Below are 14,425 nucleotides of genomic sequence, written 5' to 3' on the forward strand. Positions count from 1 at the left end.
CGCTGCGGTGCCGGGGCGTCAGTGCTTATCCTGGCGCACGATGTAGATTTCGCGGATCAGCAACAGGACGGCTGCCGCCGTCGGAATGGCTATCAGGGCGCCGAGCACACCCAGCAGGCTGCCGCCGGCAATGACAGAGATAACGGCCACCGCACCCGGCACCGCCACTGCCTTCTGCATGATGCGCGGGGAGATGAAGTAGGCCTCGAACTGCAGGTAGGCAAAGTAGCAGATGCCGTAGGCGGCGGCGCTTTGCCAGCCTTCTGTCAGCGCGATGAGGACTACCAGAACGCCCGCAATCAGCCCGCCCACCAGCGGGATAAACGCCAGCAGGGCAACCACGAACGCCAGCAGGAGCGCGAAGGGGATCCCCACGATGGACATCACGATGAAGGCAAATGTCGCGTTGAGCAGGGCCACGCACGCCTGCCCGATAACGTAATTGCCCACCGAACGGGTGATCTCCTCTGACAATGCCTCCACCCGCGCGCGGCGGGAGCGGGGTGCCAGCCGGTAACCCCACTTCTTCATGGCCGGCAGGGCCGCCAGGAAATACAGGCTCAGGACCAGCACAATCAACGTGCCGAACAGACCGTTGGCCACCGTTGACCCGAACGTCACTACCCCGCCGAAAATCCCGCCCACCGCAGCGGGGTCGTTGACGAACTTGTCCAGCTCCTCCGTTATCCGTTCCCGGACACCGAACTGGTCATCGAGGCTGCGGAAAAAATCGGAATCGATAAAGTCCCGCACCCACACGGGTGCCTGCTGGACAATCTCCGTCACCTGCTCCACGATCGTGGGGATCAGGGTGGCGAAAAATCCGACGACGGCACTCACCAGCACCGTGACGGACACCAGGATTCCAGCCGGGCGGGGGATCTTCCGGCTCTCCAGCCAGCTGACCACCGGCTCCAGGCCGAGGGCGATAAACAGCGCCGCCACGATCCACAGCAGCAGCTGAGTGGTGTTTGAGCCGATCCAGTAGACAAGCAGTGCCAGCCCCACGCCTACGGTGCCCATAAAACCCATATAGAGGGGATGCTGCGGCGACATCCGCGGGCCTGGAGCACCGAACTGGGGCTCCACCTGGCCGGGCTCGCCATCGGCCTGGTCCTGGTGGAAGTACTCGGGCGGCATTTCAAAACGGAGCCTTGGCTGCGCCCCGGGCAGCGGCTGGCGAAGGCGGTGTACCACCACACCGAGGGCCGCGGCGGCAGCGCCCCTTCGGCGCACCGGCGCCGGGACCTCCGGAGCGCCTGCCGAAGGCTCGGCACCCGCCGGATTCTCGTGTGCCGGGGAGGACTCGTCCGTCTTGTCAGTCACTGGGAATTAGGGCCTGTCCGATGCATGGGCCCTGCTTGCGCGGGCCGGTGTGATGATCATCGCAAACACTATCAGCAGCCTTGTCAACACCTGCGGAGCGCCCGTCCCCAATGAACCAGAAGCAGCGTTTCAGGCACCGGCGCCGGGCCCGTGGTAACGAAACCGTTACTATTGAACGTAAACCCCGCTGATGATAGGTGTTCCCTTGCGTTTAAAGACTGCAGCCGCACTCGTGCTGCTCGGCCTCCTGACACTGCTGGCCGGCATCGGCCAGAAAACCATCTGGGCCCCGTCCGAGACTTTCACGGCTACCGCGCCCGCTGATGCCGGCGCGGCTCCGCTGACGGTGATCGACCAGAACCTGCGCACCCTGCATGGCGGCACCGTCAGGATCAACATCGAGGGTGATGGCAACTTCCTGCTGGCGTCAGCGCGTCCCGATGACGTGGACGCCTGGGTAGGCCAGACTGCGCACAACACCGTCACAGGGGTATCCGAGGACGGTAAGTCACTCCAGGTTGAACACGCCGACGGCGAAGCCACCGCGCCTAACCCCGCAGGATCAGACCTCTGGGTTTCCACCGAGAACGCAAGCGGGGAACTGGAGTACTCCTGGACCCCGCCGGCGGACGGCGACTGGACCCTCCTGCTGGCTTCGGACGGGACCCAGCCTGCTCCGGCCTCAATCTCCATGACGTTCCCGAACGATACCTCCACCCCTTGGGCCATTCCCCTGATGGTGCTGGGCTCGCTCCTGATCCTGGGCGGAATCGTCCTCGCCCTGCTCTCGGTCCGCAAGCGCAACGGCGACCGTGACGGAGAGGGCAGCGGGTTTGCCCAGCGCGCCCGCGCCAGGACAGAAGCGCGCTCGTCCTCGCGGGTAAGCATGGCTGCTGCCGGCGTGGTTGCCGCGGCTGTAGTTGCCGGAACCGGTGTGGCAGCGAACGCCACCTCGCCTTCGCCTGAGCCTTCTCCTGAGTCGTCAGCGTCCTCCCCGGCGCAGGAGCAGTCCGGCTCGCCGGTGCTGCTTGATGCCCAGTTCCGCCGCATCCTGGAGCAGGTCTCCAGCGCAGCGGACGCCGGCGACGCAGCAAAGGATGCAGCGAAACTTGCAGACCGCGTTGGCGGGACTGAGCTTGAAGTCCGGACGCAGAACTACAAGATCCGCTCACAGGTGGGATCCTACGAGGCACGGATGCCTGTTCGCTCCACCAAGCTTCTTACCACGGTGGTCACAAGCAACCGTGACTGGCCCCGGTCGGTGCTCGCCGTAACCCAGGGCGAGGGCAACGTGGTCCCGCAGCTGCTGACGCTCGTCCAGTCATCTGCCCGCGAAAACTACAAGCTGGTGGAAACAAATCCGCTGCAGCCCGGCACCACCTTCCCCACCATCAACCGTGATGGCACGGAAACGCTGGCCGCCGGTGACAAGACCGGGCTCCTGTACAGCGGAGAAGAAGCTATGTCCGGCCTTGCCGACCGCCTCACCTCCGCTGAGTCCGCCTTCAAGGACAAGCTGGTGGAGGGGGAGTCCTCGCCGTACATTGCAGACACGCTGTCCTACCAGGCAGAGGTGGTTAAGGCAGGCGAAAACGGCAACTTCACCTTCACGCACAAGGTGGTTCCGGAAAACACCGTTGTGTTCCGCACGGCGGACGGTGGCGCCCTGGTCCTGGGCCGGATCAACTTCGGCTTCGAAGGAACGCCCAAGGCTGCCGGTGACAAACTGACCATCGGTGACGACGCCGCAGCACTCGCCGGCGGCAAGGAAACCACCACGGGCATGGTCCTGAACTTCGCCGAGTCCATGGCTGTTTACGTTCCCCCCGCAGGCTCCACAGACCCCATGCGCCTTGTGGCTGCCACCCGCGGCCTGGTCGGGGCCAGCTTCAAGTAGGCGCCTTACGCCCATTACCCCCGGCAGCGGCCGGAGTGGCTAGAGTGGAAAGCATGAGTTCGCCAGCTTCCCGCCCAGTCCCTCCTGCCGCTGCCAGCCTGCTTAACCTGCGCGGCGCCGTCGACCTTTCCTCGCTGAAGCAGCGCCCGGCTGCACCGGCCCCGGCCACGCCGCCAGCTGGACCGGAAGCGCCCGGGGGAGCTCATCCCGGCGCCGCTCCCGGCACTCCCGAACTGGTGGTCAACGTGACCGAGGGCAACTTCCAGCAACTGGTGGAGTTGTCCACGCAGGTACCGGTGGTCTTCGCCCTCGGGGCCTCCTACTCACCCGAATCGGCAACCATGCTGGACGTCCTGGAACGCGTGGTGGAAAGCTATGGCGGCAGGCTGGTCCTGGGAGCCGCCGACATCGAAGCGTTTCCGCAGCTGGCCCAGGCGTTCCAGGTGCAGGCTGTGCCTACCGCCGTCGCGGTGCTCAAGGGCCAGCCGGTTCCGCTTTTCCAGGGCGGCGCCGACGAACAGCAGATCCGCGGCCTTTTTGACGAGCTGCTGAAGGTGGCAGCGGCCAACGGGGTGACCGGCAGCCTGGGCGGTGGGGCCGGGCAGGAAGCCGGGCCTGCCCCGCTGCCGCCGCTTCACCAGAAAGCCTTTGACGCCATTGAAGCCGGTGATTACGCGGCGGCGGCGGAAGCGTACCGCCAGGCCCTGAACGAGATGCCGGCGGATCACGAAGCGAAGGCGGGGCTGGCCCAGGTGGAACTGATGGAGCGCCTGCAGCCGCTCTCGGCCCAGGACAGTGAAGCGCTCCGTGGCCGGGCAGCCAATGAGCCCGACAACCTGGAGGCACAGCTCGCCGTCGCCGACCTGGACGTGGCGGGCGGGCACGTGGAGGACGCGCTGAACCGCCTGGTCAGCTTCATCGGCAGAAACTTTGGACCGGAGCGCGAGACTGCCCGCCTCCGCCTGCTTGAGCTGTTCGATGTGGTGGGCGCGGCAGATGAGCGTGTGGCCAAGGCGCGCCAGGCGCTCGCGAGGGTGCTGTTCTGATGTCCGCTTTGTTTGAGCCGCTGAAGCTCCGCTCCCTTGAGCTCCAGCACCGCGGCTGGGTGTCGCCCATGTGCCAGTACAGCTGCGATGCCGACGCCGCGCCCGGCGTCCCGCACGATTGGCACCTGATGCACCTCGGTTCCTTCGCCGCAGGCGGCGCGGCACTCATCCTCACCGAGGCTGCCGCAGTGAACCATGAAGGCATGATCAGTCCACGCGATGCAGGCCTCTACAACGACGCGCAGGCCGAGGCCTGGCAGCGGATTACGTCCTTTGTGCATCGGTACGGGGCGGCAGAAGCGAAGATTGGTGTCCAACTGGCCCATGCCGGCCGGAAGGCCTCCACGTATTGGCCATTCTCCGGCAAACACGGCAGCGTCCCGGCATCTGACGGCGGGTGGACCACAGTAGGGCCTTCGTCCTCGGCCTTCGACGGGTATGCCGAACCCGCCGTGATGAGCGGGGAACAAATCGTCGGCGTGATCCGCGACTTCGCCGACGCTGCTGTCCGGGCCGTGGATGCAGGCTTCGATACGGTGGAAATCCACGCGGCCCACGGTTACCTTCTGCACCAGTTCCAAAGCCCGCTTATCAACACGCGGACTGACGCCTGGGGTGGTGATGAGGCGGGCCGGAACCGCCTGGTGCTTGCGGTGATTGACGCGGTGCGTGCTGTAATTCCTGACTCGATGCCCCTGCTCCTTAGGATCTCCGCCAGTGACTGGGCCGACGGCGGAGTGGATCTCGCCGCGTCCGTGCGGCTTGCCCAGGAGGCGGCGCAACACGGCGTGGACCTTCTTGACGTTTCCAGCGGCGGTGCCGTTGCCCATCAGCAGATCAAAGCTGGCCCCGGATACCAGACGGGATTCTCCGCCGCCATCCGCAGGGACGCTGGAGTGCCCACCGGAACCGTAGGGCTTCTGACCTCCGCCGGCCAGGCCGAACATGCTGTTGCGACCGGACAGGCCGACGGCGTCTTCATTGCCAGGGCAGCGCTTCGGGATCCGCACTGGTGGCTCCGCGCAGCATTCGAGCTGGGCCATGACATCAAGTGGGCGCCGCAGTATGACCGCGCCGTCCCGCGGCGCACCTTCTGAATACGGCTATCGTCATGACGAAAGGGCAGGACGGCAAGGGGCAGGACCCTGGCGACGGCATCAACCGGCAGCTGGAAAACACCATCCTGGAACTGCTTGCCGCCAGGGCTGCAACCTCCACCATCTGCCCTTCGGACGCAGCCCGGGCTGTTGGCGATGAGAATTGGCGCGACCTCATGGAGCCTGCCCGCAGGGCCGCCCGGCGGCTGGTTGATGCCGGCGAGGTGGTGATCACCCAGGGCGGTTCGGTGGTTGATCCCGCCACGGCCAAAGGACCCATCCGGATCCGCAAGGCTCGGTAGCAACAGGCCGCCCGGCCGGGGGTCCTGCGCTTTTTCCGCTGTTCCTGCAGGGGGACCCGGCTTCCCCGCCGCGGGGACTAGTCTGGCATCATGACTGACCAGCAACGTCACCCGGCTCCGCCGGCCGGTCCCGCAGCCGCACTGTCCATCCGGGGGCTGGTTAAGCGGTTCGGGCAAAAGATCGCGGTGGACGGCATCAGCCTGGACGTCCCTGCAGGGTCCTTTTTCGGAATCGTCGGCCCCAACGGCGCGGGCAAGACCACCACCCTGTCAATGGCCACGGGGCTGCTGCGCCCGGACTTCGGCACCGCCGTGGTTCATGGCGTGGACGTCTGGGCCCGGCCGCTGGAGGCCAAGCGGATGATGGGGATCCTGCCGGACGGGGTGCGGCTCTTTGACCGCCTGACCGGCGAACAGCTCATCACCTATGCCGGGCTGCTGCGCGGCATGGACAAGGAGGTGGTGGCCAGCCGCGTGGGCGAATTGCTTGCTGCCCTGGACCTGGCGCAGGACGCCGGCACACTGGTGGTTGACTACTCGGCGGGAATGACCAAAAAAATCGCCCTGGCGTCTGCCTTGATCCACGCGCCCAGGCTGTTGGTGCTTGACGAGCCGTTCGAAGCCGTTGACCCGGTGTCCGCAGCCAACATCCGATCAATCCTGGACAGCTACGTGGCCTCCGGCGGCACGGTGATCGTCTCAAGCCATGTGATGGACCTGGTACAGCGCATGTGCGACCACGTCGCAGTGGTAGCCGGCGGCAGGCTGTTGGCTGCGGGGACTGTGGACGAGGTGCGCGGGGGAGTGCCCCTGGAAGACCGGTTCGTGCAGCTGGTGGGCGGGCGCAGCCACACGGAGGGGCTGGAATGGTTGCGCACCTTCTAAGGCTCAAACTCACGCTGCTGCGCAACGGACTTCGCCGCAGCCCCTGGCAGCTGGTCGGCATGGCCTTCGCCGGGCTCTATGCCCTGGGCATCGTGGCCACGCTGGTGGTGGTGCTGGTCCTGCTGCGCGGGGCCGAACACGAGCTGGTGTACACCGCCGTGGTTCTCGGCGGCTCGGCGGCGGTCCTGGGCTGGGGCATTATTCCGGTGGTGGCGTCGGCTATCGACCTGACGCTGGACCCGGCCCGCTTCACCACGTTCGCCGTTCCGATGAAACAGATGCTGGCGGGGCTGGCGCTGGGCGGTCTGATCGGCATTCCGGGCCTGGCAACAGCTTTGGTGGCACTGTCCACGGTGGTGACCTGGTCCCGGGGCGTGCTGCCCGCGCTCGCAGCCCTGGTGGGGGCAGCGCTCGGCGTGCTGACCTGCATCGTGCTGTCCAAAGTGGTGACCACGGGAACGGCGGGCCTCGCGTCGTCGCGCCGTTTCAAGGACGTCAGCGCGGTCGCATTTATGGTGCCGCTGGTCCTCCTGGGTCCGATCCTGGCGGGAGCAGGACGCGGCATCACTGCCTCAAGCGAATTCCTTCCGGACGTCGCCCGGGTGTTGTCGTGGACTCCGCTGGGCGCCCCATGGGCCCTTGCCGGCGACGTCGCGGCCGGCGCGCCAGGCGCAGCGGCCTTGAAGCTGGTCATTTCCATCGCGGTGCTCGCCGGCTTGGGGTGGTGCTGGAAGCTGCTGCTGGAGCGGGCACTTGTCACCCCGCCCTACTCCGGCGGCGGCAAGCGGACGGGCGGCAAACTGGGGCTGCTCGGCGTCCTGCCCGCTGTTCCTGCCGGCGCGGTCATGGCCAGGGCGCTCACTTACTGGATCCGGGACCCCCGCTACTCCGGCTCCCTCATCGTGATCCCGCTCCTTCCGGTGGTGCTCGTGTTCCAGGGCAGCCAAACCGGCGATTTCGGCACTTTGGCGCTCCTGGCCCCGATGACAGCCTTCATCCTCGCCTGGTCCATCTCCGCTGATGTCTCCTACGACAACACCGCTTTTGCCCTGCACCTGGCCTGCGGGGTCCGCGGCGTGGACGACAGGCTGGGACGGGCCCTGGCGTGCCTGGCCTTCGCACTGCCGGTGGTCCTGCTGTTCGCCGCCGGTTACCCTGCCTTCACCGGCGATTGGGGCCTGTTGCCTGGCCAGCTGGGACTGAGTCTGGGGATCCTTTTTACGGGACTGGGATTGTCCTCCGTGGTCTCGGCCCGGTACACGGTGGCGGTTCCGCTGCCCGGCGACAGCCCCTTCAAGAAGCCCCCTGGAAACGTGGGCCAGACCCTCGCCGTGCAGTTCGCCGGGCTGGGCGTCCTGATGGTCCTGGTGCTGCCCGAGGCCGCCCTCCTGGCCGCACAACTGCTCACTGGCAACAGCTTGTTCGGCTGGCTGAACCTTGCCGTCGGGCCCATGCTGGGCGCGGGCCTGTTGGTGGTGGGGGTCCGGCTCGGCGGAAGATGGCTGGACGCCCGTGGCCCCGAGCTGCTGGCCCAGGTAACAGTGAACCGCTGAGGAGTGCATGATGGAGCAGTTGACAGGCAACGAAGTTGACACGGCCCCGAAGGGAACAGCATGGAAGTAGTCATCCTCAACGGCAGCAAACAGATTGCAAAGCTCGCCGCGGAGGCGATCGGGGAGCTCCTGCGGCGCAAGCCGGACACAGTCCTGGGGCTTGCTACCGGATCGTCGCCGCTGCCGGTCTACGATGAGCTCGCCACCCGCCACGAGCGTGACGGCCTGGACTTCAGCGGAGCCTCCGGCTTTGCACTGGACGAGTACGTGGGCCTGCCGGCCGGCCACCGCGAGTCCTACCGCGAGGTCATCCGGCGGGAATTTACGGACCGCGTCAACATCGCTCCGGAAAATGTCCACGGCCCGGACGGGACTGCCGCGGACATTCCCGGGGCCTGCCGTGCCTACGAGGAGTCAATCGCCGCTGCCGGCGGCATCGACCTGCAACTCCTCGGCGTCGGCACCGACGGCCACATCGGCTTCAACGAGCCAGGTTCCTCCTTCACATCCCGGACCCGGATCAAGAGCCTGATTGAACAGACACGCCGGGACAACGCCCGGTTTTTCGGCAGCCTGGCCGAGGTCCCGCACCACGTCCTGACGCAGGGCCTGGGAACGATCATGGATGCCCGCCATGTGATCCTCCTGGCAACCGGAGCGCAAAAGGCGCAGGCGGTCCGCGATTTTGTTGAAGGGCCGGTGTCCGCCATCTGCCCTGCGTCAGTGCTGCAATTCCATCCCCACGCCACCGTCCTGCTGGACGAGGCAGCGGCCTCAGCGCTGAAACTGGCCGACTTTTACCGGCACACCTACGACAACAAGCCCGCCTGGCAGGGCATCTGAATGGCTGGCAACAACCGTGGGCAGGCAGGGAAAAAGTACGACGACGGCAGGCAGCGGGGTGCCGTTTCCCCCGACGGGGGAGGCGCCGCCGTCGAACTTCCCGTTGAGGGAAAGGCTAAGATGGGTGGCATGACTAGCATGACGGACCCTCTCGAAAACGACCCGATGCGCGAGCTTTCCGGGACTGGAACGTCCACGGCCACCATTGAGCGCGAGGAACTGCGCCAGGAAGTGGAACCCGGAGACCGGGAGCGCTTTTCGCACTACGTGCGCAAGGAAAAGATCATGGAGTCCGCGCTGACAGGCGAACCCGTCATCGCCCTGTGCGGTAAAGTCTGGACGCCCGGCCGGGACCCGCAGAAGTTCCCGGTGTGCCCGATGTGCAAAGAGGTCTATGACGGCCTCCGCCCGGGCAACGACGGCGGCAAGGGTCCCGGAGGGGACTCAGGCAACAACAAGTAGTGACGGAGACGCTTTTTGGCGGCCCCACCCTGCCTCCGGCTTATCCGGAACGCGCAGCCTGGGGAACCGCCCCGAAACTCCGTGCCTGGCAGCAGGAAGCCCTGGACCTCTACCTGAGGACAAGCCCCCGGGACTTCCTGGCCGTGGCAACGCCCGGCGCCGGTAAAACCACCTTCGCGCTGCGGGTCGCGTCAACCCTTATTGACTCCGGCGCGGTCAACCGGGTCACCATCGTTGCGCCCACGGACCACCTCAAGCGCCAGTGGGCAGATGCCGCGGCGAAGGTGGGAATAGCCATCGACCCCAACTTCAAGAACTCTGACGGCCAGCACGGCCGGGGATTTATAGGCGTCGCTGTTACGTACGCGCAGGTTGCCAGCAAGCCCATGCTGCACCGGGCCAAAACAGAGGCCGCACGAACGTTGGTGATCCTGGACGAAATCCACCACGGCGGCGAGGCGCTGTCCTGGGGCGACGGCCTCCGCGAGGCGTTCGATCCCGCGGTGCGCCGGCTTTCCCTGACCGGTACGCCGTTCCGCTCGGACACCTCACCCATCCCCTTCGTGGAGTACGCCGAGGACCGGGACGGGATCCGCCGGTCCAGGGCGGATTACACCTATGGCTATGGCAACGCCCTGCGGGATCACGTGGTCCGGCCGGTGATGTTCATGGCCTACTCCGGGCAGATGCGCTGGCGGACCAGCGCGGGAGAGGAGATGGCGGCATCCCTGGGCGAGGCTGCGGTCACCAAGGACATCACCTCGCACGCATGGCGCACGGCGCTGAACCCGGCAGGCGAATGGATCCCTGCCGTGCTTGCCGGGGCGGACAAGCGTCTCAGCGAGGTGCGCCGCACCGTCCCCGACGCCGGCGGGCTGGTCATCGCCACTGACCACGAGGATGCCCGGGCATATGCCGGACAGCTGAAGCGCATCACCGGGGAGTCACCCACGGTCATCCTTTCCGACGACGCCAAGGCCTCCAGCAAGATCGAGGAATTCACGGCCAGCGAGAAGCGCTGGATGGTTGCCGTGCGGATGGTGTCCGAAGGCGTTGACGTGCCCCGCTTGTCCGTGGGGGTATATGCGACGTCAACGTCCACCCCGCTCTTCTTCGCCCAGGCGGTGGGCCGCTTTGTGCGTGCCCGCAAGCGGGGTGAGACGGCGTCAGTCTTCCTGCCGTCCGTGCCGCAGCTGATGGCCCTGGCCAACTCCATGGAAGCCGAGCGCGACCACGCCCTTGACCGCCCCGAGAAAGAGGACGGGGACGGCCTCTTCAACCCCGAGGACTCGCTGATGGCGGAAGCCAACCGCGAGGACAAGGCCTCGGACAGCCTCGCGAAGGGCAAGTTCGAGGCCCTGGACTCGCAGGCGTCCTTTGACCGTGTCCTGTTCGACGGCGGCGAATTCGGCACCGGCGGTGAGGTGGGGTCTGATGACGAGATGGACTTTTTGGGGATTCCCGGGCTGCTGGACGCCGAACAGGTGGGCACGCTGCTTCGCCAGCGCCAGCATGAGCAGCTCAACCGCAAGAGCCGGCGTGCTCCCGCGGCGGCAGAAACCGCGGCTCCGGCCGTTCCGGACCACCGGATGCTGATGGACCTGCGGAATGAACTGGCCAAGAACGTCGCTGCCTGGTCAGCCCGTACCGGGACGCCCCACGGCGTGGTCCACACCAAGCTGCGGACTGTTTGCGGCGGTCCACCGGTTGCACAGGCCAATGAGGAACAGCTGCAGTCCCGCCTGCGGAAGCTTCAGGACTGGTTTATCGGCCGCAAGTAGGCGGGCCGGCAGAAGTGCTGTGGAAGTGAAAGTGGCCCGGTGCTGAGCACCGGGCCACCCGAGTCACTGCGTACCTGCGCGGCGAAGAAGCGCTCAGGCGACGTCCACGCCACCCAGCTCCATTTCGGTGATCGCTTCCTCAAGGTCCTCCGCGATTCCCGCCGTCAGGGAACGGATGACCGTCACCGAATAGCCCGCCTGGACTGCGTCAAGGGACGTCGCCTTGACGCAGTAGTCGGTGGCGATGCCCACCACCACCACGTCCTCGACGTCGTTGCTTTGCAGCCAGTCGTCCAGGCCGATGGCATCCTCGGCTGCGGCATACCGGTCAGCGTCGCCGGCGCCGGGAAGTGCCCCCGGTTGCCGTTCCCCGGTGGGAACGGCGTCTTCCGGCGCCTGCAGTCCCTCAAAGCCGGAGTACGCGGCAGCGAACTGGCCCTTCTGGAAATAGGCGTCGATGTACTCGGTGTCCAGGTCGGGGTGCAGCTCCGCGCCGCGGGTTCCGGCCACACAGTGTGGCGGCCAGCTGTCGATGAAGTCCGGGGTTTCTGAGAAGTGGCCGCCGGGATTGATGTGCCAGTCCTGCGTGGCCACGATGTGGTCAAACTCAGTGTGGTGGGCATCGACGTATTCGCTGATGGCGCCTGCCACCGCTGCGCCGCCGGCTACGGCAAGCGACCCCCCTTCGCAGAAATCGTTCTGGACATCAACGATGATCAGGGCGCGGGACATCAGTCCTCCTCAGTTGTCTTCATAAATAGTGGGGATGGCTGCTTCACCGCGCTGAAGGCGGTTGACCACGGCCGGAAGTTCAGCCATGGATTCGGCGTGCCGCCGGCGCGCCCGGAGCACACCTTCGGAGCCGGTCCAGCCCGGCATCAGTTCGCCGTTTTTCATGAACTGCTGCAGCAGCGGGCGGTCATTCCCGTCATCCTCCGGCCGGACGCCCACACCCACAACCTCCGCCGTGGCTATGCCCCGTTCGTTCAGTTTCCGCAGCGCATACTTGCGCCCGCCCACACTCGCCTTGTTCTTGGCCGCCTTGGCAACGGAGACGAAGTTGCCGTCATCGTCCGTGCGGCTCACCAGCTTGTACACCATGCTGGCGGTCGGGGCGCCGGACCCGGTGACCAGGGAGGTGCCCACGCCGTAGGAGTCCACGGGGGCTGACTGGAGCGCGGCGATGGCGAACTCGTCCAGGTCGGAAGTGACCACAATCTTGGTGTTTTCGTTTCCCAGGCTGTCCAGGAGCTGGCGGACCCATTGGGCCTGCGCCACCAGGTCTCCTGAATCCAGCCGGACCGCCCCGAGCCGCGGACCTGCAAGGTCCACCGCCGTGCGCACGGCCGCTTCGACGTCGTAGGTGTCCACGAGCAGGGACGTCGCATCACCGAGGGACGCAAGCTGGGCTTCAAAGGCATCACGCTCGGTGTCATGCAGAAGGGTGAAGGAGTGCGCGGCAGTGCCCACGGTCTTGATCCCGTAGCGGATGCCCGCCTCCAGGTTGGACGTGCTGTCAAAGCCGGCAATGATGGCAGCCCTTGCGGAGGCGGTGGCGGCTTCCTCGTGGGTGCGCCGTGAGCCCATCTCGATACAGGGACGGCCGCCGGCGGCGCTGACCATCCGGGATGCGGCGGAGGCGATGGCGCTGTCGTGGTTGAGCACGGACAGCAGGTACGTTTCCAGCATGCACGCTTCGGCGAAGGTGGCTTCGACGATCAGGATGGGGGAGTTCGGGAAGTACGCTTCCCCTTCCGGATAGCCCCAGATATCACCGGAGAAACGGTAGGACGCCAGGTACTCGAGCGTCTCCTCGTTGACCACCTTGGTCCGGGCCAGGAAGTCCAGTTCGGCCTCGCCAAAGCGGAAATTTGCGATGCCCTCAAGGAGACGTCCGGTACCTGCCACAATGCCGTAACGCCGGCCGTCCGGTAGCCGCCGGGCAAAGGCCTCGAACACGGACTTGCGGTGCGCGGCGCCGGAATGAAGCGATGCCTGCAGCATGGTCAGCTCGTAGTGGTCAGTGTAAAAGGACGTGCGGGGATGGTTCCAGCCGGCAGAGGTGCTCACGAAAGTCACTCTAGTCCCCGCCGGCTCCCACGTCTTGCTTCGCTTCGCCGCGGGTCCCTCGCCTGCGTGGGCCCACCCGCCGGCTCCCACGTCTTGCTTCGCTTCGCCGCGGGTCCCTCGCCTGCGTGGGCTCATCCGCCGGCGTGGGCGCGTCCTCCCCATAGAATGGACAGATGACCTTAAGCGTTGCGCTCGGCCCTGATACCCAGGAGGGCACCCGGACCGGCACCGCGGAGTCAACAGACTTCCTTGCCGCACCGGACATCCCCTGGAACCTGGTGATCTGGAATGACCCCGTCAATCTGATGAGCTATGTCAGCTACGTGTTCCAAAGCTACTTCGGCTACTCCGAAAGCAAAGCGAACAAGCTCATGATGGAGGTCCACAAAAAGGGGCGTTCCATTGTTGCCTCCGGCAGCAAGGAGCAGGTGGAGCGCCATGCGGTCGCCATGCACGGCTTCGGGCTGTGGGCAACGGTGGAGAAGGCCAGCGGCGGGCCGGGCGGCAATTCGGGAAAGTCCGGCGGGCCGGGCCAGGGCAAGGGGAAACGTGGCTAAGGCATTCAAGTACGGATTCAAAGGCATCACTGGCTATTTGGAGCCGGCCGAACGTGAACTGCTGCGCAGCCTCATCAACGACGTCATCTCCATGCTTCAGCCCGAGGAGCGGAAGGGCCAGGATCCACTGGCTGCCCTGATCGGCCTCGACATGGAGGTTGCGGTCCCCACCGACCGGGCGGTGAAGCGGCTCCTGCCCAACGTGATGAAGGACGACGACGGCGCGTCCCTTGAGTTCCGCCAGCTCACCGAGCGGTCGCTGCGGGAAACAAAGATCGGCGCGCTCCGGGCCGCGGCGCTTGACTTGGATAAAGACGAGATCGTGCTGACCGCTGACGGTGCCCGCCACTGGTCGATGGCCTTGAACGACGTCCGGCTTGTTTTGGCAGAGCGGCTGGACATCCAGGACGAGGAGGACGCCGAGCACGTCCACCTGATGCAGGACTGGTCCCAGGCCGAGGACGTTGAGAGCTACCTGGCCCTGGTCTACAACTTCGCCACCTGGCTGCAGGAGTCACTGGTCCAGGCCATGCTGCAGTCCATGGAAACCCGCCGTTGACCCGCGGGGCGCCCCGGTCCCGGCGCTGTGACAAATTAGACATGAGT

Annotated in this window: 14 protein-coding genes; 11 read left to right on the forward strand and 3 right to left on the reverse strand. The window is 66.1% G+C overall.

The genetic code is table 11. The features are described 5' to 3' along the window. Positions 1-18: 18 nt before the first annotated feature. On the reverse strand, positions 19-1,326 hold the full coding sequence (locus AC5RVN_RS02880) for an AI-2E family transporter (protein WP_494040036.1): 1,308 nt from the start codon (positions 1,324-1,326) through the stop codon (positions 19-21). A gap of 190 nt (positions 1,327-1,516) precedes the next feature. Between AC5RVN_RS02880 and AC5RVN_RS02885 the strand changes: the two genes are divergently transcribed. The 9 genes from AC5RVN_RS02885 to AC5RVN_RS02925 all read left to right on the forward strand — a co-directional run bounded on the left by AC5RVN_RS02885 (position 1,517) and on the right by AC5RVN_RS02925 (position 11,192). Then, positions 1,517-3,223, forward strand: coding sequence for a DUF8094 domain-containing protein (locus tag AC5RVN_RS02885; RefSeq protein ID WP_494040035.1), 1,707 nt, complete (start codon positions 1,517-1,519; stop codon positions 3,221-3,223). A 53-nt stretch (positions 3,224-3,276) separates the two neighbouring features. Continuing rightward, positions 3,277-4,269 carry a co-chaperone YbbN gene (locus AC5RVN_RS02890; protein WP_494106434.1) on the forward strand — a complete coding sequence of 331 codons (993 nt, stop codon included), beginning with the start codon at positions 3,277-3,279 and terminating at the stop codon, positions 4,267-4,269. Next, the gene (locus tag AC5RVN_RS02895) at positions 4,269-5,366 is read left to right on the forward strand and encodes an NADH:flavin oxidoreductase/NADH oxidase (protein ID WP_494137039.1); all 1,098 of its coding nucleotides are present in this window, start codon (positions 4,269-4,271) and stop codon (positions 5,364-5,366) included. The genes AC5RVN_RS02890 and AC5RVN_RS02895 overlap by 1 nt, the downstream gene beginning before the upstream one ends. Positions 5,367-5,380: 14 nt before the next feature. Continuing rightward, positions 5,381-5,668 (forward strand): DUF3253 domain-containing protein, encoded by a 288-nt coding sequence (locus AC5RVN_RS02900; protein ID WP_494040032.1) that lies wholly within the window; start codon positions 5,381-5,383, stop codon positions 5,666-5,668. Between the two features lie 90 nt (positions 5,669-5,758). Next, positions 5,759-6,553 (forward strand): ABC transporter ATP-binding protein, encoded by a 795-nt coding sequence (locus AC5RVN_RS02905; RefSeq protein WP_494106436.1) that lies wholly within the window; start codon positions 5,759-5,761, stop codon positions 6,551-6,553. Further along, positions 6,535-8,106, forward strand: coding sequence for a transporter (locus AC5RVN_RS02910; RefSeq protein ID WP_494106437.1), 1,572 nt, complete (start codon positions 6,535-6,537; stop codon positions 8,104-8,106). Before AC5RVN_RS02905 ends, AC5RVN_RS02910 begins: the two co-directional genes overlap by 19 nt. A 60-nt stretch (positions 8,107-8,166) precedes the next feature. Continuing rightward, positions 8,167-8,949 carry a glucosamine-6-phosphate deaminase gene (gene nagB, locus AC5RVN_RS02915; RefSeq protein WP_494106438.1) on the forward strand — a complete coding sequence of 261 codons (783 nt, stop codon included), beginning with the start codon at positions 8,167-8,169 and terminating at the stop codon, positions 8,947-8,949. A gap of 120 nt (positions 8,950-9,069) precedes the next feature. Continuing rightward, entirely contained in the window at positions 9,070-9,411 is a 342-nt protein-coding gene (locus AC5RVN_RS02920) for a DUF3039 domain-containing protein (protein ID WP_494040153.1), read from the forward strand. Continuing rightward, positions 9,411-11,192, forward strand: coding sequence for a DEAD/DEAH box helicase (locus AC5RVN_RS02925; protein WP_494040028.1), 1,782 nt, complete (start codon positions 9,411-9,413; stop codon positions 11,190-11,192). Before AC5RVN_RS02920 ends, AC5RVN_RS02925 begins: the two co-directional genes overlap by 1 nt. 93 nt (positions 11,193-11,285) lie before the next feature. Here AC5RVN_RS02925 and AC5RVN_RS02930 read toward each other — a convergent pair whose 3' ends face one another. Then, positions 11,286-11,924: an isochorismatase family protein gene (locus AC5RVN_RS02930; protein WP_494106439.1), complete on the reverse strand. Its 639-nt coding sequence runs from the start codon at positions 11,922-11,924 to the stop codon at positions 11,286-11,288. A gap of 9 nt (positions 11,925-11,933) precedes the next feature. After that, positions 11,934-13,262: a nicotinate phosphoribosyltransferase gene (locus AC5RVN_RS02935; protein WP_494137040.1), complete on the reverse strand. Its 1,329-nt coding sequence runs from the start codon at positions 13,260-13,262 to the stop codon at positions 11,934-11,936. Between the two features lie 173 nt (positions 13,263-13,435). Between AC5RVN_RS02935 and clpS the strand changes: the two genes are divergently transcribed. Next, positions 13,436-13,819: an ATP-dependent Clp protease adapter ClpS gene (clpS, locus tag AC5RVN_RS02940; protein WP_494040025.1), complete on the forward strand. Its 384-nt coding sequence runs from the start codon at positions 13,436-13,438 to the stop codon at positions 13,817-13,819. Beyond that, entirely contained in the window at positions 13,812-14,378 is a 567-nt protein-coding gene (locus AC5RVN_RS02945) for a DUF2017 domain-containing protein (protein WP_494040024.1), read from the forward strand. The genes clpS and AC5RVN_RS02945 overlap by 8 nt, the downstream gene beginning before the upstream one ends. Positions 14,379-14,425 lie beyond the last annotated feature (47 nt).

The organism is Arthrobacter sp. sptzw32, assembly GCF_059089735.1.